This is a genomic window from Burkholderia cepacia (assembly GCF_001039005.1).
GTDB lineage: Bacteria > Pseudomonadota > Gammaproteobacteria > Burkholderiales > Burkholderiaceae > Burkholderia > Burkholderia theae.
The window spans coordinates 1-20,338 of record NZ_LDWR01000062.1 but is presented as its reverse complement, the minus strand read 5'-3'; the positions used below and the strand labels follow the sequence as shown (position 1 = coordinate 20,338).

The window sequence follows — 20,338 nt, the reverse complement described above, 5'->3', positions numbered from 1 at the left end:
TCGGGGCGGAGATGTTGCCGCCCCGACATGCTGCGCTCACGTCAGCGTAACCTGATTCTCGAATGCGATGCCGAGCTTGGCGTATCCCTGCGGTGACGGATGAATCTCGTTTTCCCAGTCGCCGGAGGGGCCTGTCGAATTGGCTGGGTCGGGGTTGAGCGTGCCGATCAAGTAGATCGGCCGGACATTGGGTTTGGCAATTCCGCGTGCAATGAGCCTGCCGTTGATTCCCGACAAGTACTGAGCCCATTGCTGAATGATGTACGTCGTCAAATCTAGCCAATCACCGGGCGGAATGGCGTATTCGGTGTACGCGCGTGACAGCCACGGGCCAATGCCGGGCCCGGCAGGCGCGTTGCGCGGTTGGGGGCAGTCGTAGGTGTGGATAAAGATGGGTACGCCGTTGGAACGACTGGTCGGTGCATCCCGTTTGCTGATGACTGCGGCGAAACAGTCTTCGATCATTGCGAAGAAGGCTTGCCAACCCTCCGGACGCAGGTAGCGGTTGATCGGCCCGCTCGACGGAACGAGGGCGGTGTTTTGCAGTAACCGACGGGCAGCCTTGCCCGGATCGGTTTCAGTGGGGAGCGTCAGAATTGCGTCGAACAGGTCGTTGCCGCCTGCCGACAGCAGAATCGCATCCCATGAATAGGCAAGTGTTCCGCCAGCGAGATACGTGGCGAATTGCACCTCGCTTGTCCAATCAACCATCTGCGCGAATGTCTTGCCAGGCGACGCCATCGACACGGCCGCAGCGCTGTATGGCAAACGCAGGCTGAACAGCAGGTTGCTGGTTGCCCATGGCGGCAACTGCCCGATGGAGAACCATGAGTCGCCTTGCGCGAGAAACCGCCAGGTCGACGTTGTCAGGACGCTGCCGCGATCGCGGTTCAGGTCGCCGGGCTGCAGGACTGCCAGCGGATAGATGAATGACATGGAACCTCCCTCTCAGGGTGTTGGTGCACGCTACAGCGCCGGGTCGAGCGGCGTGATCCGCGCCAGCATCGACGTGTACTCTTCCGCCGCAATCTGACGGAATTTCATTTTCACGATTAATGGAGCTTGCTTTTCCATATCGAGGCCGGTAGGTGTACCGGAAAACAGGCAGGTGGCGGCCGCGTTGACGATTGTCTCGGGCTCGTCGAGTTGCGGTCTGTTGAGCGGGACTCCCACTGGTTGATTGCCGTCGAGGGCCAGGACGAGCAGATAGATCGGCACAACGTCCGCGAGGCCGATCGGCAGTAGCTTCGAAGCGTCCGTTCCGAAATGTCGGCGCACGATCGCTTGAGAGCCGAGCCGTAGCGTGAAACGAAACGGAAATCCGGTACGAATCGATAGCGTGACGGGATCGGCTGCGGCCATCTGCTCGATCGACGTGATGCCTTCTGCGTGCAATGTGGCAGTCACGAACGTTGTTACGCCGCTCAGTTGGAGCAACTCGTCTGGTTTGCTTTTTTCTATTTCGAGTGCGGTTACGTTTGTCGCCGCGATTCGGCGAATGACCTTGATGATTTCTTCGACAGGTAAGGTGGTCAGTGTGAATGCGATCAGCACATGCGGCGGAGCGCCGGACGACGGTGCATCCGCGGCGACGACCGCAAGCGGCATCGCGAGAAACAGCCTCAATGAGTACCAGTAGACGTCGGATGCATTGAGCGCACGACGCCGGATGTTCAGTACGGAATCGCTGACGACAAACATCAGCGCGCCGGCGATTGCCGAAACGACCATTGGGGTGCCGAGCCCGAAAATGCAGGTCGCGGTATTTGTCGATGCGCAGGCCCCCACCGTGCATAACCACGCGACGACGGCCGTGATCGCATAAGTCACGACAAGCAGGATCAGAAACGGTGGCACAAAAACCCAGAGACCGTACTGCGCGTGATAGATATTCGCGAACAGGCGGTCGCCCAGTGTTGGCCAGTACGCCGAGAATTGGCTCAGGCGCTCCGTATCGCTGGTAAATACTGGGCCTCCTTGCTGTTCTGCGTACCGGATCGTCTTCAGCAGCGATTTCGACCAGAAGCGCTTCAGGTAGGCATCGAGCGCGTCGTTCTTGAGGCTGTTGCGGAACTCGTCATAACGCGCATACCAGCCAAGGCACAGGAACGCGATGAGCGGTGCACCGACGAGCACGGTGGCGATCCCGCTGATGAGGATGATGGTCCACGGCCATCGAATTGCGCAGAGCGATGAAAAGTCTCCATGAATCCAGGCCCCGACTATGTGGAGCCAGGCCAGGAACGAGCAGGGCCAATCTCCAGCGCCCGGTTGGTGAATCGGCCGGTTGGTCGCGCATGTTGCGATTACTGCTCCAGCCACATTGACGAGAATCAAACCTAAGCTCAAGCGCCATGCGCGAACCCTTGCCGTCCAGTGGTTCGTTCGAACGGGATTGACAGTGGGAGTCCAGGGGTTAAACGGATTCGAGGTAGCCATGCTGTGCTCGCGAGTGATCACGCCCGCTTCCAGGCACGATCACGCGTGCGGAAGACAGGCTAATGTCGCGTTCCGCCGCCGAACGGCGAAACGATTCTCTTTGCTTCGATGAAGTGAATCAGGGAAGGGGCAGCGGGGTCAGCGCGGAGGGGCAAGGAGATGCTTCGACGCGCGCACGGGGGGAATGGCGGCTTCGCATGCCGGCGCGCGCGATGCGTTTGCGAACGGAGCGATTGCGGTGGTGTTTGTTACGCCGCAAGACGATGACTTGTCCATGGCGAGTCCCCAGGTTGAAATTTATTTGTATAACTTAATTATTGTGTCGAATCTTCACGCGATTCATGTGTCCCGATATGAATCGAACAGAATGTGCCGCGCATTTGATCCGTAGAGTCAAGCTAGGTTATACGTTGAAAATGTCAAGCAATGACCGAATCAAATGCGGGATTATGCTGATATTGCCAGATGGTGCGAGGGTTGGCATGAGGAATGCAGATTGAATGATCCTATGAATGACTTCCTCATCGTGGCGAGTGTGCCCGCGCGCTTGCGAATCAAGTCAATCGTCTGACATTATCTCGCGCGGCGATGCCGGCGCTTCCGATCTCGCATCGCGCTGATAGAAGCCCGGAAACCGGTCGAGCTGCCGCCGCGCGGCCGCGATGTCCGTGTCGTCACCGAGCACCGCGCTCGAAAATCCCGTGCGCTCCATCAGCAGCAGCTGGTCGATCAACACGTCGCCGGTAGCGCGCAAGTCGCCGGCGAAGCCGAAGCGCTTGCGCAGCAGGTAGGCCTGGCTGTACGCGCGGCCGTCGGTAAACGACGGGAACCGCAGGTCGATGCGCACAGCCTGCGCGATCCGCGCGGCGAGCGGCGGCAGTTCCTCGTCGTTGCCGATCGTCAGCGTCGCATCGTCGTGCTGCTGCGTGTCGCGGGCGTGTTCGGCCGGCGTCAGCAGCCGGATGCGTGCGTTGGTGCTGTCGTTGTCGCTGGCTGGCTTCATGCGTGCTCCGCCTGATGGCGCGCGTCGTTCGCGGCGGCCTTGAAGGGTTCCGCGCCGATGCGGCGCACCGTGTCGATGAATCGTTCGCTGCGGCCGTTCGCATCGATCCGCGCGTCGAGATACGCGCTGACGATCGCATCGACGACATCGACGATCTCGTCCGCCGAGAACGACGGGCCGATCACCTTGCCCGGCCGCGCGGGGCCGCTCGCGGTCGAGCCGTCCGACCCGCCGAGCGTCACCTGGTACCACTCCGCGCCGTCCTTGTCGACGCCGAGGATGCCGAGGTGGCCGCTGTGATGATGGCCGCAGGAATTGATGCAGCCGCTGATGTGCAGGTCGATGTCGCCGACGTCGTGCAGCAGGTCGAGATCCTGGAAGCGCTCGGCGATCGCGTCGGCGATCGGGATCGAGCGCGCGTTCGCGAGCGCGCAGAAGTCGCCGCCCGGGCACGCGATCATGTCAGTCAGCAGCCCGACGTTCGCACTGGCGAGCCCGATCGCGCGCGCGTTTTCCCACAGCAGGAACAGGTCGTCGACGTGCACCCACGGCAGCACGACGTTCTGCGTGTGCGTGACGCGCGCCTCGCCGGCCGAGTAGCGCTCGGCGAGATCGGCGAGCGCGTCGAGCTGGTCCGGCGACGCGTCGCCGGGCGCCTGCAGGCGACGCTTGAATGACAGCGTGACGATGCGCAGCGCTGGGTCGCGGTGCGTGGCGACATTGCGTGCGAGCCAGCGCGCGAACGCCGGATGGCGGGCCGCCTGCGCGGATACGCGCGCATTCGCGTCGTGCAGGTCGAGCGTGCGCGGCTTGAGCCGCGGCGGGACGAACGACGCGGCGACGCGCTCGAACTCGGCCTGTGGAATCGTATGCGGGCCGCCGTCATGGTCGACGATCTGGCGGAACTCCTCCTCGACGTCGTCGATGTAGCGCTGCCCCTCGGTCTTGACGAGGATCTTGATCCGCGCCTTGTACTTGTTGTCGCGGCGGCCGTAGCGGTTGTACACGCGGACGATCGCCTCGATGTAGTTCATCACGTGCCGCCACGGCAGGAACGCGCGCAGCAGCGTCGCGATCATCGGCGTGCGGCCCATCCCGCCGCCGACGCTCACGCGAAAGCCGAGCTCGCCCGTCTCGTCGCGCACGAGCTTCAGCCCGACGTCGTGCCAGTCGGTCGCCGCGCGATCTTCGGTCGCGCCGGTGATCGCGATCTTGAACTTGCGCGGCAGGAACGCGAATTCGGGGTGCAGCGTCGTCCACTGGCGCATCACTTCGGCGAACGGGCGCGGATCGGCGATCTCGTCCGGCGCGACGCCCGCGCGCTCGTCGCACGAAATATTGCGGATGCAGTTGCCGCTCGTCTGGATGCCGTGCATGTCGACGGTCGCGAGCAGGTCCATCACGTCGGCCGCCTTCGCGAGCGGAATCCAGTTGAACTGCACGTTGGTGCGGGTCGTGAAGTGCGCACTGCGGGTCGGCAGACGCAGCGTGCCGAGCAACGCCTGCGCGTCGCACGCGGCGCGATAGGTGGCGTCGTCGGGCACGTCGTAGTCGCGCGCGATCCGCGCGAGCACGCGAAGCTGGGCGCTCGACAGTTCGCCATACGGCACGGCGACGCGCAGCATCGGCGCGTGGCGCTGCACATACCAGCCGTTCTGCAGGCGCAGCGGCCGGAACGCGTCTTCGCTCAGCGTGCCGTGCTGCCAGCGTTCGAGCTGGTCGCGAAACTGGGCGGCGCGGCTGTGCACGAGCGCCCGGTCGAAATCGGTATATCGATACATGACGTGATACGCGAGAGGAGCCACGGCGCGCGCGGCTCGAAAGGGACGTTGCGACGGGTGTCAGGCAACCGGGGACAGCGTAGGGAACGCGGGGCGGCGGGACAAGCAGCAGATCGGGACGAAAAGGGCGCAGCAGATGGCGGGCGCGACGCCGGTCGTGGCGGCGCCCGCGCGGGCCGGACATGCATTCATGCCCGTGGCGGATTCAGGCGTCGACGACGAGCGCCGGATCGAGTGCGCGAATGCGCTGGTCGATGAAGTAGCCGCCGCCTTCCTGATAGCGCAGGAACAGGCGGCCGCACGTGCGGCAGCGGCTGACGTTGCAGCGGTTGTACGGGAAATGGCGCAGCGCGATCGGCGCATCGTCCGACGCGTAGCGCGTACCGGCCGGATGATATTCCGCATAGGTCGGCTCCGCATCGCCGGGCGGCGCGAGCGTGGCTACTTCGGTCAGTTGCGCGTCCTGCAGCGACAGCGGCAGGCTCGTCCATCCGGCGAGCGATGTCTTCGTGCACGTGCACGGCTGCGCGACGTGCGCCGCTTCGGCCGTCAGTTTCAACAACGCGTCGTGATCGAGGTAGGGCAGTTGGCTCATGGAAAATCGTGAAGGGGCAGCGGGATCAGCAATGTAACCCGCGCGCCGATTACCTGCATGGACGTGACCGCGCACACCGGGTGCGATCAACCGCCCTTGCGGACCGACGGTTGCGCGACCAGTTCACCAAGCACGCGGATCGCGCGCTCGATGTCGCGGCTCCACGGATGACCAAAGTTCACGCGCACGCAGCGCTCGAAGCCGTGCGTGGCTGAAAACAGCGGCCCCGGCGCGAAGCTGATCCCGCGTGCGATCGCCTGGCGATGCAGTTCCATCGCGTCGATCGCATCGGGAAACGCGAGCCACAGGAAATACCCGCCGTCGGGCCGCACCCACTCGACGCCGGGCGGCAGCCAGCGCCGCAGCGCGTCGTCCATCCGGTCGAGTTGCGTGTGCAGCGCGCCGCGCAGCTTGCGCAGGTGGCGGTCGTAGCCGCCGTGCTCGAGATAGTTCGCGATGCCGGCCTGCGCGGGAATGCTGGCCGACAGCGTCGTCATCAGCTTGAGCCGCTGCACCTTCTCCGCGAACCGGCCGGCGGCGGCCCAGCCGATCCGGTAGCCGGGCGCGAGCGTCTTCGAGAACGAACTGCAGTGCATCACGAGGCCGTGCCGGTCGAACGCACGCGCGGGCAGCGGATAGTCGGGACCGAAATGCAGCTCGCCGTAGACGTCGTCCTCGATCAGCGGCACTTCGCGCGCCGCGAGCAGGTCGACGAGCGCGCGCTTTTTTTCGACGGACAGCGTGACGCCGGTCGGATTCTGGAAATTGGTCATGAACCAGCACGCGCGGATGTCGTGCCGGTCGAGCGCGTGCGCGAGCGCATCGAGATCGAGGCCCGTGCGCGGATCGACGGGAATCTCGACCGCGCGCAGGTCGAGCCGCTCGATCGCCTGCAGCGCCGCATAGAAGCCGGGCGCTTCGACGGCGACGACGTCGCCGGGCCGCGTGACGGCCATCAGGCACAGGTTCAGCGCTTCGAGTGCGCCGTTCGTGACGACGATCTCGTCGATGGACTGCGACACGCCCGTCGCGAGATAACGCCGCGCGATCTGCTGGCGCAGCGCCTCGTTGCCGGGCGGCAGGTCGACGACCGTGCTCCACGGGCTGACGAGCCGCGTGGCCTGCGCGAGCGACTTCGCGAGACGCGGCAGCGGAAACATTTGCGGCGCCGGGAACGCGGAACCGAGCGGCACGATGCCGGGCTGCGTGGCCGCATCGAGGACCGAGAACACGAGGCTGCTGATGTCGACCTTGCGCGATGCGCCGGCACGGCTCGCGCGACGCTTCGCGGCCGGGCCTGCGTCCGGTTGTGCGCCCGGCGCGACGTAGTAGCCGGAGCGTTCGCGCGCACGGATCAGCCCCCACTGTTCGAGCAGGTAGTACGCGCGAAACACCGTCGACTGGCTCACGCCATGCTGCGCGATGATCTGTCGCAGCGACGGCAGGCGTGTGCCGACCGCGAGGTTGCCGTTACGGATGTCGTCGGCGATCGTGTGGGCGAGGGTTTCGTAGCGTTTCATCGGCGAGGGCGGGAGCGCGTCGCGCGCGGGCGGCTCATTGTCCGATGCGCGGCCCGAAAAGGAAAGCGCGGGCGGCGCGGCGAAGGCGCCGCCGCCGCGCCGCGCTGTCCCGATGCGTCAGGCCGCGTTCGGCTCCGCACCACGCCCGTTCGCGCCGCTGCGCAGCGGCGGCAACGGTTCGACCTTGCCGACGATGAACAGGTACGACAGCGCGCCGACCACGCACAGCACACCGGCCACGGCGAGCGGCACGACGAACGAGCCTTTCGTGATCGACAGCATCACGCCCGTGAACGTCGTGATGAAGATCCCCGCGAGATTGCCCGCGAAGTTCTGGATGCCGCCGATCGAGGCGACGTGCGCGGGCGTCGGCGCGACTTCGCCGACGAGCGTCCACACGTTCGCGCCGGCGAACGACAGGCTCGCATACGCGAGGGCGAACAACCCGAGGCACGCCCACACGCTTTCGACGAACGCGGACAGCGCGATCGACGACGACAGCAGCATCCCGAGCACGAGGCAGGTCTTGCGCGCGGCGGTCGCGCTCCAGCCACGGCGGAACAGGCTGTCCGACACGTAGCCGCCGAGCCAGCCGCCGGGAATCGCGAGCAGCGCGGGCAGCATGCCCCACGTGCCGAGCGACGCGAGCGAGAAGCCGCGCGATTGCAGCAGGTAGCTCGGGAACCACGTGATGAAGAAATAGATCGCGAAGTTCAGGCAGAACAGGCCGATCATCATTCCCCACACGGTGCGGTAGCGGAACAGGTCGAGCCACGACACCTTCGCACCGTCGGTTGCGGCCGCAACGGTTGGCGCGCCGCGCTGTGCGAGCAGCGCGTCGACGGCATCCGGCGCGATCGCGCGATAGCGTTCCGGGTCGCGATAGATGAACCACCACGCCAACGCCCACACGACGCCGATGCCGCCCGTGATCACGAACGACCCGCGCCAGCCGACGATCGAGATCAGCCACGCGACGAGCGGCAGCGACAGCGCGGAGCCGACGCGCGAACCGCTGTCGAAGATGCTGCTCGCGAGCCCGCGTTCGCTGCGCGGAAACCAGTTGAACGCGACCTTCGCGAACGACGGGATCGCGGCCGCTTCGCCGACGCCGAGCATCAGCCGCACGCCGACGAGTTGCGAGAGGCCGCGCGCGGCGCCCGTCGCGACGGTAAACACCGACCACCAGCCGACCGCGAGCGCGAGGCTCACGCGCACGCCGACCTTGTCGATGAACCAGCCGGCCGGCAGTTGCAGGAACGCGTAGGTCCAGAAGAACGCGCTCAGCACGAGCCCCATGCCGACCGCGTCGAGGCCGAGGTCGGCGCGGATGCTGGGCGCCGCGATCGCGAGGTTCGCGCGGTCGATGAAGTTGATGACGTTGGCCAGGAAGCACATCAGGATCATGGCCCATCGGATGCGTGGCATGCGGTGTCTCCGCGCGGAATGTCGTGACGGGCGACCGGCGTTCCGCTGCGCCGGCCGCCTCGATGGGGGTGTTACTGCGGCGCGCGGTCGAACTTCGCCAGCGATTCCCACAGGCCGTTCAGGTAGACCGCGCCGAGTGCGCGGTCGTAGAGGCCGTAGCCGGGCTTGCCCGTCTCGCCCCAGATCATGCGGCCGTGGTCGGGGCGCACGTAGCCGGTGAAGCCGGTGTCGTGGTACGCCTTCACGATCGCGGCGATGTCGAGCGAGCCGCAGCTCGACAGGTGCGCGGTTTCCTCGAAATCGCCGTTCGCGTCGACCTTCACGTTGCGGATATGCGCGAAGTGGATGCGGCCCATCGCGCCGAACTCGCGCACGAGCGCTTCGACATCGTTCTGCGGGCCTGCGCCGAGCGAGCCCGAGCACAGCGTCAGCCCGTTCGCGGGCGTGTCGACGATGCGCACGATGCGTGCAAGATCGTCGCGGTTCTTCACGATGCGCGGCAGCCCGAAGATCGGGCGCGGCGGATCGTCGGGATGGATCGCCATTTTCACGCCGGCTTCTTCCGCGACGGGGATGATCGCCTTCAGGAAGTATTCGAGGTTCGCCCACAGCGCGTTTTCGTCGACGTCGCGATAGTCGGCGAGCAGCGCCTGCAGTTGTTCGGGCCGGTAGCTCGAATCCCAGCCGGGCAGCGCGATGCCGTCGTTCGGATCGATCCGGTCGACCGATTCGGTGCTGAACGCGAGGCAGGTCGACCCGTCGTCGAGCGTCTTCGACAGTTCGGTGCGGGTCCAGTCGAACACGGGCATGAAGTTGTAGCAGATGACGCGGATGCCGGCCGCGCCGAGATGGCGGATCGTCTGCCGGTAGTGGTCGATAAGGCGGTCGCGGCCCGGCTTGCCGAGCTTGATGTCCTCGTGGACGGGCACCGATTCGACGACCTCGAAGCGCAGGCCGGCGCGTTCGATCGTCGCCTTCAGCGCGTCGATCTTGTGCGCGGGCCAGACTTCGCCCACCGGTTCGTCGTAGATCGCGGACACGATGTGCGTGACGCCCGGGATCTGGCGGATGTATTGCAGCGAGACCGGATCGGACTCGCCGTACCAACGGAAAGACATCTTCACTGGAGCGGCTCCTGGCTGGCGGTTCATGCATCGGACGACCGGGCGGCTGCGTGCCGGCCCGTCGTCGGTGTGCGGATTATGATTGGTATGCCAGTTAACCGGGATAGTGGTTTACCAGTTATCCGATTCCAGATCGCCAGGAATGACGCTTTCGGGAATGCCATGCAGGACTGGCCGACAGGCCGAACGGGATGCAGGCCGGAATTGGTGTACCATTTTGGCGATCCGGTGCCGCGATGGCGCCGGCCAGCCCGTTGCGAGCCTTTCGATGACCGATCTTTCCAGCCTGCCCGCCAGCCGCGACACCGATGCCGCGGACCGCTCCTATATCGGCCTTGCGCGGCAGATTCATGCGATGGTGGCCGCCGGCGCGTTCGAAGCGGGCGCGCGGCTGCCGTCGGAGCGCAGCCTGGCCGACCAGTTCGGCGTGAGCCGCACGCAGGTGCGCGAGGCGATCATCGCGCTCGAGGTGCAGGGGATCGTCGAGGTGCGGATCGGCTCGGGTATCTACGTGTCGGCGGCCGATGCTGCGCGGCCGGTGACGTTCGAGGTGCCGCGCGGCCCGGGGCCGATCGAGACGCTGCGCGCACGCGGGCTGATCGAGGCGGAAGTCGCGGCGCTCGCGGCGACCGAGCGCAAGGATGCCGATCTCGACCGGCTGTTTTTCTCGTTGACGACGATGCGCGAGCAGATGGACGACAAGGCCGCGTACGACGCGGCCGATCGCCAGTTCCACCTGCGCATCGCGGAATCGACCGGCAACACGGTGCTGCTGCACATGGTCACGGCAATGTGGGACTGCGCGCGCAGCGATCCGCTGTGGGACAAGATCGAAGAGCACTTTCATTCGACCGCGCTGCGCGAGGCGTCGCAGGAGGATCATCAGCGTATCTTCGCGGCGATCATGGCGCGCGACGCGGACGGCGCGCGCGATGCGATGCGCGCGCACCTGTCGCGCGTGATCGCCGAGTTCACGCAGGCCTGGCGCTGACGTTCGTTTCCTCGGATGAAAGCGGCGCGGCGTCGCCGTGCTGCATTCCCGCTGCATGCCGCGTCGACGACGGCACGCACGCATGCCGTGTGCGGCTTCTTCCGATTGCGCGACCGTACGATTTATGGTCTCGTTGCGGGATATCGCATCGACTCGAAAAAGGACAGTCGAATGCAGCCGGGCGATTCGGGCGGGGTCCGATTGATCAGGGGAATCGGCGCGCATGCGCGCCGACGTAGCGGCGTGTTCACGCTGCTCATCACATTGACACTGGGCTTACTGGGCCGGCCTGTTTTCGCTGCCTCTCCCGAAACCGTCAATGACAACGTGCTGCGCGTGCTGGCGTGGTCCGGCTATGCGGACAGCGACGTCGTCGGCGCATTCGAGGCGCAGTTTCACGCACGTGTCGAAGTGACGTTCGTCGATTCCGACGAAGCGCTGTGGGCGCGGATGCAAAGCGCGTCGCCGCCGCCGTACGACGTGCTGGCCGCGAACACGGCCGAGATCCAGCGCTACGCGCGCGAACGGTTGCTCGCGCCGATCGACCTGTCGCGCATCCCGAACCGGCGGCGTCAGTTGCCGAACTTCCAGCAGCTCGCGACGATCGGCGGGCTCGTTCAGGACGGCGCGGCATACGCGATCCCGTTCACGTATTCGTCGATGGGGCTGATCTACGACCGCAAGCAGGTTCCGGCCGCGCCGCGCTCGATGCGGGAGCTGTGGAACCCACGCTACCGCGGCAAAGTGCTCGACTTCAACAGCGCGCAGCACAATTTCTCGTTCGCGGCGCTGGCGCTCGGCTATCCCGATCCGTTTCGGCTGTCGCCCGAGCAGACGCTCGCCGTCGCGCGCAAGCTGATCGACCTGCGCCGCAACCTGCTGACGTACTACACGCTCCCTGAAGAGGCGACCGCGCTGTTCGTCCAGCATCGCGCGGCGCTGATGTTCGGCAACTACGGCACGCAGCAGGTCGAGCTGCTGCGTCGCGCGGGCGCGGACGTCGGCTACGTGATCCCGGATGAAGGCGCGCTCGCATGGCTCGACTGCTGGGCCGTCACGCGCGGCGCGCAACATCCCGAGCTCGCGTTCGCGTGGATCAACTACATGCTCGAACCGGCGATCGGCGCGCTGCTGACCGAGCGCCAGGGGCTCGCGAACACGCTCGAGCCGCCGCCGGGCCTCGACGCCGGGCACGAGCGTCTCGTGTGGCTGCAACCCGTCGAAGACATCGCGCGGCGCGAATCGCTGTGGGGGCGCATCGTGTCGGGCGACCGGCCTGAGCGGTTCGGAAAATGATCCGGCTCGGGCTCACGTCGAAGCTGTCGGTGCTGTTCGCCTGCATCGGCGTGATCGCGTCCGGCACCACCGGCTACTACACGTACCGCGCGAACCGCGCGATGCTCGTGCAGGAAGCGCAGCACAGCCTGCTGATGTCGACGCAGTTGCTCGGGCAGCGCTTCACGACCGCGCTCTCCGACGTCGCGGACGACGCGCTGGTGCTCGCGCAGTTGCCGTCGTCCGCGCTCGTCGCGGGCAGCGACAACCCGGACCGCGCGCGACGCACGCGGCTCGAGCAGGTGTATTACAGCTTCATGAGAAATCATCCTGAATACCTGCAGATCCGCCTGATCGCGAGCGGGCATTTCGGGCTCGAACACATCCGCGTCGATCGCGATGCGCGCGGCATCGTCGTGATGCCGGAAAATGCGTTCCAGGAGAAAGGGCAGTTCTCCTACGTATTCGATACGCTCGCGACGGCGCCCGGTCATATCTACCTGTCGCCGATCGTGATCAACCACGAGACGGGTTCGCACGCGGCCGAAGGGCTGCCGATCCTGCGAGTGGGGACGCCGGTCGTCGATCGGCTGGGCCAGACGGTCGGCGCGCTAGTCGTCGACGTCGAGCTGTCGCGCGTGTTCGATCGGCTCGAACGCGATCTGCCGGAAGACTATGCGGTGTATCTCGCGAACGAGTGGGGCGATTTCCTCGTGCATCCGGATCCGGCACAGACGTTCGGCTTCGACCGCGGCCGGCGCGTGCTGATGCAGGACCATTTTGCCGCGACACACGTGCTGTTCGACAGCGCGCGCGCGAACGTGACGTTCAATGGCCTGGCGCAGCCGGACGAGGCGCCGGGGCAGATGTTCGCGTTCGTGCGCACGCCGTTCGGGCACGACGAGGGCAACCGCTTCGTCGTGCTCGGGATGGCGCGTTCGCTCGCGGACGTCCTCGCGCCGGCCGGCATGCTTGGTGAACGGATCGTCAGGATGGTGCTCGTGTCGAGCCTGCTGGCGGTGATTCTCGCGATCCTGTTCGCGCGGGCGATCACGCGGCCGCTACAGATGCTCGCGCGCGCCGCGACGCACGTGTTCGACGATCCGGCGGCGGAACAGCTGCCGGTCGGGCGCGCCGACGAGATCGGCGTACTCGCGCGCTGTTTCGACAGCATGCGCGTCGAGATCCGCACGCAGGTCGCGATGCTGCGCGCGAAGCAGCGGGAGCTGACGCACCTCGCGGGCCACGATCCGCTGACCGCGCTGCCGAACCGCCTGCTGTTCATGGAGCATCTCGATGCCGCGATCCGGCATGCGGCCGCGGTGCGCGAAGGGCTGGCCGTGATGTTCGTCGATCTCGACCGCTTCAAGCAGATCAACGACCAGCATGGGCATTCGGCCGGCGACCGCACGCTCGTCGCGGTCGCGAAGCGGCTGAGCCTCGCGCTGCGCAGCGGCGACATGGTCGCCCGGCTCGGCGGCGACGAATTCATCGTGCTGATTGCGGATGTGCGTTCACCGGCGGTGATCGGCGATGTCGCGTCGCGCATCCAGATCGTGATGGCCGAGGAACTGGAGTTCGGCGAGCGGCGCGTGGCTGTCGGCGCGAGCATCGGCGTCAGCGAGTTTCCGGCCGACGGCGCGTCGGCCGAGGAACTGCTCGTGAAGGCCGACGCGGCGATGTACGCGGCGAAGGCGTCCGCGCAGCGCGCGTGCGTGCGCTATCAGGAACTGGTCGGCGGTGCCGCCGCGACGGAAGAGGCCGGCCGGGTTGCCTCGGGCGGTAGCGGGTGACAGAGGGCGGCCGAGGCAGCACGCGTCGCGCACGGTACCGCGCAAGCGTGCAACGGTCGCGCCGGGGCCGCTGATACACCGTCGATCCAGCCATCGCAACCACCCGTTCCGTGAGCGGCTCGCAGTCCGATTACCGGGTCAGGCTGAATGCTAGAATCTGCCGCGCACAACGTGCGCGAGCGGCGTCCATTGCTGGAGCGGCGAGCCGATAGCGCTTCGCCGTGCCGCTTCGATAATCAAGAACAATCGAGAGAACCCATATGACCATTCCGTGGAATTCAGGACTGGGATCGGCTGTCGGTGCGATCGGCCTGGCCGGTCTGCTGGCCGCGTGCGCGCAACCGGGTGCCGTGGACGCTGTTCGACCAACTGACGGCGCCCTTGACGATGCCGCGTGGCACGTTGCTCGATGCCAATGCGGCCCCGCGCCGATTTAGAACGGTCCACGATGTGACGCTCGCGCCGCTGCGCGTTCACTCAGCCCGTTTTGCTACGGCCACGATGGTCCCTGCGGCTGTCCGACTTCCGGCCAACTGTCGTTCATCGATCGCTTACGAATTCGTGCTCGGGTTGTTGTCGAATCTGCGCTCGGGTGCGCGTGGAATACTCAGCGGGAGTCGTCGGACACGCATTGCAGCCGCATGCCGACTTGCCGGCTGATGCGGCGGGCTGTCGGTTGGTCCATTGGCGATTCCATCCTCCCTGTGCTGCACAGACCGTCGGGCAAATCGCTTGCGCGTCCCGATAGTTGTGGATAGGCCGCGCAGTTTCGATATCGCAGCCACACACATAGCTGGATTGTGTCTGTTGCTGAATCACCGAGTTCATCGACGCAAACCAGTTACGGGCCTGCGCGTCGAGCTTGAACATCACTGGATTACCCGCATTGAGCAGTGCATTCATCTTGCCGTAGAGCGGATAGCTGCGTGCCAGTGTTGTGAGAACGCTGCGACGGGTGGCGAATAGATACTGTGGCACGGCACTCGCATCGGGACCGATGCTTGCCAGCATCGTCGACGATGAGGCAACCACGTTGGCGAGTTGTACGGCTAGCATACGCGTGCCGCGTAGGTTCGTCGACGTATTGACTCCGATGACATCTGCATAGAACAGCTGCGACTGGCCGCGGTCGGATAAGGGCATGAACTTGAAGTCGATATTCTGTCGAGCCTGTTCGCTCATTGCCGACATCGATTCGGAGTAGGCGATCACTGCCCGTCCTTCGCCATTACTGAACCAGACGGCTCGGTCGTACTGGCCGGACAGGCTCGTCATCGCGTTCTTGAAGCTGGCCATTGCAAGTAACGAACGCGTACTCCCGACGGCATCCGAATTCAGGTCGCCTAGGCTCCAAGGAAGCGACAGCGGATACGCGCCATTCCAACTGTGCGCTGCATCGAGATAGAGCAAACTGTTGTTGACAGAGCCAGACATGTCGATCATCAGCCCGCGTTTGTCCGGTGGCACCTCACTGGTATACGTGCATTGATCCAACGCAGAGCGCACCTGCGCGAGTGTCTTAGCGGCCGCGAGTTCCTTGTCGCTTTTTCTGTAGAACAGAATGTTCGCGCATCCCAGCTGCGGCAGGCTGTAGTAGCGCTCTCCAACCTTCACGCCTTTGATTGCATATGGCACGTAGTCGTCAATGTTCTGCACCTCCTTGGCTGCAAGCGGTTCTAGCCAATTGCGGCTCCGAAAGTAATCGAAGAAAATCGCGTCATACACGTAGACGTCTGCATTTGCAGGCGGCTCCTTCGTATAGCCACCGTCCCAGTCATCCGCGCTGACAAATACCAGCTCGACTTTGGGCTGCACCTTTTTCCATTCTTTCTCGATCGCCTTCTGGAATTGCTCGACGCGTGGAACCCACGGGTACAGCGCGATCGTCAACTGTCGAGGCGCCGCAGTGTCGGCAAACGCTTGCGATAGGATGCCGAGGCACAATCCGAGCAGTAGTATGAAACGATATGGCAATCGAGACATGATGAGTTCTCCCTCGTCGAAGCGACGTAGACGGAACGCACACGAGCGCAGGTAATACGTCAACGCCACATTGCATGAAAATGGTGAGTCGGCCCATGACCGCGTCCTACGTCTAACCGCCATGCTTCGGTCAGTGCGCCATTCAAATAAGCCTTCGCGCACCGTACGCTGTCCTGCATCGTGTGATGAGGAAGCAGCGCGGTGATTGCTGCAGACAACGTGCACCCGGTGCCGTGATCCTTCAGGGTGGCGATGCGCGGTGCATCCAGCTTGATGAGTGTCTCTGCACCGAACAATAAATCGGCGCAGACTGTGCCGATGAGATGTCCGCCCTTTAGAAGCACCCATTTAATTCACTATTCGAGCCCGCATGCAAGTTCGAATAACAGTGCCGAGCATAGACACAAGGTGCTCGAGAGCGGGCGGAACGAGAACGCCCTCGACTCCTTCACGAACAGGGGGGCGCTCGCCACCAACCCCTTCGTCGCCAGCCCGGATTCGTACGACGCAATCCAGCCTCGGCGATGCGTGCCACCAACGTTTCCCGTGCGATGGTGGAGACCCGGATATCGGTCTCCTGCATTCTCCCGATCGCCGCGCGAACCTCGTCCGGTTGATCGTGTGCAAGCGCAATCACGAACCTTGAACGTGTTTCCGCGGCCCGGACGGCCTCGCTCCAGTCAGCCCGGGCGACTGCGACTTCGATTGCGTTCGTGAGCACATCAAGGTTCTGGATGACTTTCAACAGCGTCATTTTGGACTCCTATCAGTAAATCGTGCCGTCCGGATGCTTGCCCCTCGAAGGCCCGAGCGACGTCAACACCGATCCACACGCGTTCCATGCCGGCAATGGCGCGCTGAATGTGGGCAGCTGCGTGTACCGGTCACCGTCTTCGTCGCAGCAAGCCCGTCGACGACAGAGCGGAAACCGCGGTCCGGCATGCCCGTCCCTGAGTTGAGTGGATTGTAGGAAGCCCTATGCCGCAACGCCGGTAATATTTTGTAATAATATGTCGAGTAACCTTTACCGGATTTCGAATTGGTCAGCGCAGGTGACGTTCGCACAAGCGGCTTTCCGCAAACGTTCTCGCCCGAACGACGCCTCGTCAGAGATCCCCGTCGGCGACGCGCCGGATATCGCTCTGAATCATTTCACCCGAACATCGAGTCGTTCGTCGACGACACGATTCCACACTGTCATCTATTCGCTTTTCCGCTAGACGGCGATGATTTTCGTGCAGATATGTGCGATGAATGATGCAAATTTCGTCGCATTCCGTCGAAATGTTGCGCAGTATTATCCACTTCGCTTCGGCTACCACGCGTTCGGACTGGGCCTAACCAGCGCGCCATTTTCCCGTATTACCCGTCGTTGACCGATGCCCATCCGAATCCTGCTCGTCGAAGATGACGTCCATTTGTCCGCGCTGATCGCGGACTATCTGCGCAAGCATCAGTACGAGGTGGACACGCTGTTCGGCTGTACCGACGCCATCGCCACGATCGTCGCGAGTTGCCCCGATGTGGTGCTTCTCGACATCAACCTGCAGGGCAAGGGCGGCTTCGATATTTGCCGCGAGGCACGCACGCAATATGACGGCAGCATCATCATGGTGACGGCACGCGACGAAAAGTTCGACGAGTTGCTCGGCCGAGAACTCGGCGCAGACGACTTTCTCTACAAGCCGATCGAACCACGCATTCTGCTCGCGCGGATCAAGGCGCAGTTGCGACGGCTACGAATGCATCCTGACGGCTGCGCGCCCGAAGCGCCCCAACGATGGTGTTTGGCAAATTCTCGATCGACCGGATAGATCGCAAGGTTCACCTTCCTGACGTCAGCGCGCCTCGCCTAACCTCAACCGAATTCGACCTGCTGTGGGCCCTCGCCAGCCGCGCCGGTGAGGTGGTCAGCCGGGAGGACCTGACGCGGCTGTTGCGCCGCATCGAGTTCGGCGGCCTCGATCGCTCGATCGACTGTTACATCTCGAAGCTGCGCCGCAAACTGAGTGATGACGCGCTTGAACCGACGCGAATCAAAACGATCCGGAGCAAGGGCTATCAGTTCAACAAACACGGGTGGGAATAACACGGCAACCACTGACCAGTCAGCGCGAAGTTGACAATGCCCTCCGGCGACATGAAATGGGCTCGACAGATCGGTACCTCGACGCGCTGAGACGAAACGTTATGGGTGAACTGGGTGCACCCGGGGCGGGGGGATTTCTCAGATTCTGGATAACTATATTGATGAGTTGACGGGGTGCAAGATATGAGATTGCATGGAAACCACATTGTTACAAAAATATTTCCTACACTTCGGCATCCAAAATTACATTTACTCCGTTTTAAGCTAGACTAATTTTCATGCGTTTGTTTGGGTAAACTAAATATATATCAATACTTATTCTATAGGATTTGTGCGGAGCAAGCATGCATCAATATATATTTAGATATTTTCTGTCATTGGGTGGCGGACTAAAATTTAATTCGAACATGTGCGAATTGACGATATTATTTTGGTGGTACTGCCAATAAAGTCGTCAACTCAGACGCCAGATGCCTTGAACCGTGGGGATTCTGGAGTGACAGAATTAATTTGCTCTACGGCAGGGGCGGGCGCTGCTCGGCGGGATGCGGGTCGAAGATGCGGAGTACGCGCGCAGCCTGCATCGCTGGATGGTGATGCGTCGCGACCCGTCATCCGATCCGGCGGCCGAAGGGGCTGACGACTACCGCGTGTCCGCGTCGCTGCTCGACGAATCCGGCAAGACGCTCGGTCGCTTCGACTGTGAATCGTCCGGCACGCTGACGCGGATCGGCGAGCTGATCGTGGCCGGTCGCCCGCCGTCCGGCGGCCGCGATTGCCTCGTCGGCCTGGTCGATCGCGACGGCAAGTGGGTCGTCCAGCCCGAGTATTCGTCGATCACGCAGATCAACGATGCGGCGTGGCGCGATCTGGTGCGCGACGACCCGGCACCGGTCGAGTATCTCGTGACGTCCGCGCTCAACGGGGCGACGCGAAGCGCGGCATCCTCGATGCGAACGGGCATCGCATCCTCGCGATCGAGTACGACAACATCACCGAACGCTTTCCGCAGCTCGGGCTCTACGTGGCTGCGCACAGCGCCCGGGAATGGGGCGTCGTCGACCGCAACGGACGCTGGCGCGTACCGCCGGTGCGCCGAACAGCGCCGCGCCGCTGCCGTTCATGATGTTCGTGAAGAGCGGCAAGACCGAAGACGATGAACGCTACGTGCTGTACGACTTGCGTAGCGGCCATCCGGTCTTCACGCAGCCGTACCGCTACCTGTCGGCCGAGTACGACTTTCGCTGGCGCTCGTTCGGCCTGCCGTGGGACAAGTATGCGGTGATCGTCGCGCAGCGGCCGGACAAGAAAACCGGTGTGATCGATCTGTCCGGCAAGACAGTCGTGCCGTTCCAGTACGACCGCATCGAGGTGCTCGGCGAGTGGGGGCACATGCGCGCGACGAAGAACGACAAGGACACCACGGTGATGGCATTGCAGGCGGACAAGGCGGCGGCGGTGCGCGACGCGATCTCGCGAGCGATCCGCACGGGCCCGGCGCCGATCCCCGACGAACGGTCGCCGTTCATGGGCCACTTCGCGCCGGTCAGTTACCTCGATACGACGGCGCTGAACGATGCGGTCGCGAAGAAACGGCTCGCCCGGCCGGTCGCGCCGATGATGCTGCTGAACGGCGACACGGCGATCATGGATTTCTCGATGATCACCAGCAAGCAGGCGCCGGCGTACGATTTCCTCGAGTATTACTGCCAGCGCGATACCGGCTTCGACGTGCTGATGCCGGGGGCCGAAACGCCGGACAAGGCATGTGCGGATCCGCAGTCGCCGATGCTGAAGTTCCGTCGCACGACGCACGACGACTGGCACTGCGACGGCTGCGAGCGCCGCGGCTTGCCGGTGCAGTGGCGGCGCCTCGACGCGCGGGCGGTGGGGCAGTAACGCCGGGCGTTACGCACAACGAACGATGGCCGGTCGTGGCAGACGCGCTTGCGTTGCCATGACCGGCCATCGGGGCCTGCCACATCGTCGAGCGATGTGCGTGCGATTTAGTGGCCGAAGTAGACCGAGTCGCGCGGGCTTTGCACCTTGGCGGCCGGTGCGCCACCCTGGACGGTCGCGGCCGGTTGCGCACCGTAGCCACTGTTGTCGGCGCCGCGCACGCGGGCTTGGGCGGCCTGGATGTCGGCCGGGTAGTACGGGCTCGACAGGCCCGGCTTGTAGCCGGCGCTTTCGAGCTGGACCAGTTCGTTGCGCACCTGGGCGCGGGTCACGGTGCTTTGTGCGAATGCGCTGAACGAGGCGGACAGGGCGACAGCGGCAACGACTGCGGAAACGAGCGATTTCATGATGACCTCCG

The 20,338-nt window shown here is 64.1% G+C and carries 18 protein-coding genes and 1 pseudogene; 7 read left to right on the top strand and 12 right to left on the bottom strand.

Features of this window, described 5'->3' with window-relative positions; all coding sequences use genetic code 11:
* Nucleotides 1-36: 36 nt before the first annotated feature.
* The 8 genes from VL15_RS32095 to uxuA all read right to left on the bottom strand — a co-directional run bounded on the left by VL15_RS32095 (nucleotide 37) and on the right by uxuA (nucleotide 9,890).
* Nucleotides 37-936, bottom strand: a complete 900-nt coding sequence (locus tag VL15_RS32095; RefSeq protein ID WP_053077751.1) for a hypothetical protein — start codon at nucleotides 934-936, stop codon at nucleotides 37-39.
* 30 nt (nucleotides 937-966) lie between these two features.
* On the bottom strand, nucleotides 967-2,439 hold the full coding sequence (locus VL15_RS32090; RefSeq protein ID WP_048250884.1) for a membrane protein: 1,473 nt from the start codon (nucleotides 2,437-2,439) through the stop codon (nucleotides 967-969).
* A 559-nt stretch (nucleotides 2,440-2,998) separates the two neighbouring features.
* Complete coding sequence (locus tag VL15_RS32085) at nucleotides 2,999-3,442, bottom strand: DUF934 domain-containing protein (RefSeq protein ID WP_048250839.1); 444 nt, start codon at nucleotides 3,440-3,442, stop codon at nucleotides 2,999-3,001.
* Entirely contained in the window at nucleotides 3,439-5,223 is a 1,785-nt protein-coding gene (locus VL15_RS32080) for a nitrite/sulfite reductase (RefSeq protein ID WP_048250838.1), read from the bottom strand. The genes VL15_RS32085 and VL15_RS32080 overlap by 4 nt, the downstream gene beginning before the upstream one ends.
* A 205-nt stretch (nucleotides 5,224-5,428) precedes the next feature.
* Entirely contained in the window at nucleotides 5,429-5,818 is a 390-nt protein-coding gene (locus VL15_RS32075) for a hypothetical protein (RefSeq protein ID WP_048250837.1), read from the bottom strand.
* A gap of 86 nt (nucleotides 5,819-5,904) precedes the next feature.
* On the bottom strand, nucleotides 5,905-7,338 hold the full coding sequence (locus VL15_RS32070) for a PLP-dependent aminotransferase family protein (protein ID WP_048250836.1): 1,434 nt from the start codon (nucleotides 7,336-7,338) through the stop codon (nucleotides 5,905-5,907).
* A 117-nt stretch (nucleotides 7,339-7,455) separates the two neighbouring features.
* On the bottom strand, nucleotides 7,456-8,766 hold the full coding sequence (locus tag VL15_RS32065; protein ID WP_048250834.1) for an MFS transporter: 1,311 nt from the start codon (nucleotides 8,764-8,766) through the stop codon (nucleotides 7,456-7,458).
* Nucleotides 8,767-8,837: 71 nt separating this feature from the next.
* Nucleotides 8,838-9,890, bottom strand: a complete 1,053-nt coding sequence (gene uxuA, locus VL15_RS32060; RefSeq protein ID WP_196319650.1) for a mannonate dehydratase — start codon at nucleotides 9,888-9,890, stop codon at nucleotides 8,838-8,840.
* Between the two features lie 268 nt (nucleotides 9,891-10,158).
* On the opposite strand from uxuA, the gene VL15_RS32055 reads away from it, so the two are divergent.
* The 4 genes from VL15_RS32055 (at nucleotide 10,159) to VL15_RS42260 (ending at nucleotide 14,609) form a co-directional block, all read left to right on the top strand.
* The gene (locus VL15_RS32055) at nucleotides 10,159-10,881 is read left to right on the top strand and encodes a FadR/GntR family transcriptional regulator (RefSeq protein ID WP_048250882.1); all 723 of its coding nucleotides are present in this window, start codon (nucleotides 10,159-10,161) and stop codon (nucleotides 10,879-10,881) included.
* Between the two features lie 171 nt (nucleotides 10,882-11,052).
* On the top strand, nucleotides 11,053-12,177 hold the full coding sequence (locus VL15_RS32050; RefSeq protein ID WP_048250881.1) for an extracellular solute-binding protein: 1,125 nt from the start codon (nucleotides 11,053-11,055) through the stop codon (nucleotides 12,175-12,177).
* Entirely contained in the window at nucleotides 12,174-13,949 is a 1,776-nt protein-coding gene (locus VL15_RS32045; protein ID WP_048250832.1) for a sensor domain-containing diguanylate cyclase, read from the top strand. The genes VL15_RS32050 and VL15_RS32045 overlap by 4 nt, the downstream gene beginning before the upstream one ends.
* Nucleotides 13,950-14,249: 300 nt before the next feature.
* The gene (locus VL15_RS42260) at nucleotides 14,250-14,609 is read left to right on the top strand and encodes a type VI secretion system baseplate subunit TssF (RefSeq protein ID WP_329955977.1); all 360 of its coding nucleotides are present in this window, start codon (nucleotides 14,250-14,252) and stop codon (nucleotides 14,607-14,609) included.
* Here the strand turns inward: VL15_RS42260 and bcmE are convergent.
* The 3 genes from bcmE to VL15_RS32035 all read right to left on the bottom strand — a co-directional run bounded on the left by bcmE (nucleotide 14,490) and on the right by VL15_RS32035 (nucleotide 16,686).
* Nucleotides 14,490-15,932 carry a thiamine pyridinylase gene (gene bcmE / locus VL15_RS32040; protein ID WP_080971025.1) on the bottom strand — a complete coding sequence of 481 codons (1,443 nt, stop codon included), beginning with the start codon at nucleotides 15,930-15,932 and terminating at the stop codon, nucleotides 14,490-14,492. The genes VL15_RS42260 and bcmE overlap by 120 nt on opposite strands.
* Before the next feature lie 59 nt (nucleotides 15,933-15,991).
* Nucleotides 15,992-16,276 carry a bifunctional hydroxymethylpyrimidine kinase/phosphomethylpyrimidine kinase gene (locus tag VL15_RS40950; RefSeq protein ID WP_230684570.1) on the bottom strand — a complete coding sequence of 95 codons (285 nt, stop codon included), beginning with the start codon at nucleotides 16,274-16,276 and terminating at the stop codon, nucleotides 15,992-15,994.
* A gap of 104 nt (nucleotides 16,277-16,380) precedes the next feature.
* The gene (locus tag VL15_RS32035) at nucleotides 16,381-16,686 is read right to left on the bottom strand and encodes a hypothetical protein (protein ID WP_053077750.1); all 306 of its coding nucleotides are present in this window, start codon (nucleotides 16,684-16,686) and stop codon (nucleotides 16,381-16,383) included.
* 625 nt (nucleotides 16,687-17,311) lie between these two features.
* Here VL15_RS32035 and VL15_RS32030 point away from each other — a divergent pair.
* The 3 genes and pseudogenes from VL15_RS32030 to VL15_RS32020 all read left to right on the top strand — a co-directional run bounded on the left by VL15_RS32030 (nucleotide 17,312) and on the right by VL15_RS32020 (nucleotide 19,920).
* Nucleotides 17,312-18,021 (top strand): annotated as a pseudogene (locus VL15_RS32030) (winged helix-turn-helix domain-containing protein).
* 545 nt (nucleotides 18,022-18,566) lie between these two features.
* Nucleotides 18,567-19,181 carry a WG repeat-containing protein gene (locus VL15_RS32025; protein WP_048250831.1) on the top strand — a complete coding sequence of 205 codons (615 nt, stop codon included), beginning with the start codon at nucleotides 18,567-18,569 and terminating at the stop codon, nucleotides 19,179-19,181.
* Nucleotides 19,144-19,920, top strand: coding sequence for a WG repeat-containing protein (locus VL15_RS32020; protein ID WP_048250830.1), 777 nt, complete (start codon nucleotides 19,144-19,146; stop codon nucleotides 19,918-19,920). The genes VL15_RS32025 and VL15_RS32020 overlap by 38 nt, the downstream gene beginning before the upstream one ends.
* A gap of 107 nt (nucleotides 19,921-20,027) precedes the next feature.
* On the opposite strand, the gene VL15_RS32015 is transcribed toward VL15_RS32020, so the two are convergent.
* The gene (locus tag VL15_RS32015; protein WP_048250878.1) at nucleotides 20,028-20,327 is read right to left on the bottom strand and encodes a DUF4148 domain-containing protein; all 300 of its coding nucleotides are present in this window, start codon (nucleotides 20,325-20,327) and stop codon (nucleotides 20,028-20,030) included.
* Nucleotides 20,328-20,338 lie beyond the last annotated feature (11 nt).

Bases quoted from the DNA above. Each gene is read 5' to 3' on its own strand.
- VL15_RS32095 (WP_053077751.1), bottom strand. From the start codon at position 936: ATGTCATTCATCTATCCGCTGGCAGTCCTGCAGCCCGGCGACCTGAAC.
- VL15_RS32090 (WP_048250884.1), bottom strand. From the start codon at position 2,439: ATGGCTACCTCGAATCCGTTTAACCCCTGGACTCCCACTGTCAATCCC.
- VL15_RS32085 (WP_048250839.1), bottom strand. From the start codon at position 3,442: ATGAAGCCAGCCAGCGACAACGACAGCACCAACGCACGCATCCGGCTG.
- VL15_RS32080 (WP_048250838.1), bottom strand. From the start codon at position 5,223: ATGTATCGATATACCGATTTCGACCGGGCGCTCGTGCACAGCCGCGCC.
- VL15_RS32075 (WP_048250837.1), bottom strand. From the start codon at position 5,818: ATGAGCCAACTGCCCTACCTCGATCACGACGCGTTGTTGAAACTGACG.
- VL15_RS32070 (WP_048250836.1), bottom strand. From the start codon at position 7,338: ATGAAACGCTACGAAACCCTCGCCCACACGATCGCCGACGACATCCGT.
- VL15_RS32065 (WP_048250834.1), bottom strand. From the start codon at position 8,766: ATGCCACGCATCCGATGGGCCATGATCCTGATGTGCTTCCTGGCCAAC.
- VL15_RS32055 (WP_048250882.1), top strand. From the start codon at position 10,159: ATGACCGATCTTTCCAGCCTGCCCGCCAGCCGCGACACCGATGCCGCG.
- VL15_RS32050 (WP_048250881.1), top strand. From the start codon at position 11,053: ATGCAGCCGGGCGATTCGGGCGGGGTCCGATTGATCAGGGGAATCGGC.
- VL15_RS32045 (WP_048250832.1), top strand. From the start codon at position 12,174: ATGATCCGGCTCGGGCTCACGTCGAAGCTGTCGGTGCTGTTCGCCTGC.
- bcmE (WP_080971025.1), bottom strand. From the start codon at position 15,932: ATGTCTCGATTGCCATATCGTTTCATACTACTGCTCGGATTGTGCCTC.
- VL15_RS32035 (WP_053077750.1), bottom strand. From the start codon at position 16,686: ATGACGCTGTTGAAAGTCATCCAGAACCTTGATGTGCTCACGAACGCA.
- VL15_RS32025 (WP_048250831.1), top strand. From the start codon at position 18,567: ATGCGGGTCGAAGATGCGGAGTACGCGCGCAGCCTGCATCGCTGGATG.
- VL15_RS32020 (WP_048250830.1), top strand. From the start codon at position 19,144: ATGATGTTCGTGAAGAGCGGCAAGACCGAAGACGATGAACGCTACGTG.
- VL15_RS32015 (WP_048250878.1), bottom strand. From the start codon at position 20,327: ATGAAATCGCTCGTTTCCGCAGTCGTTGCCGCTGTCGCCCTGTCCGCC.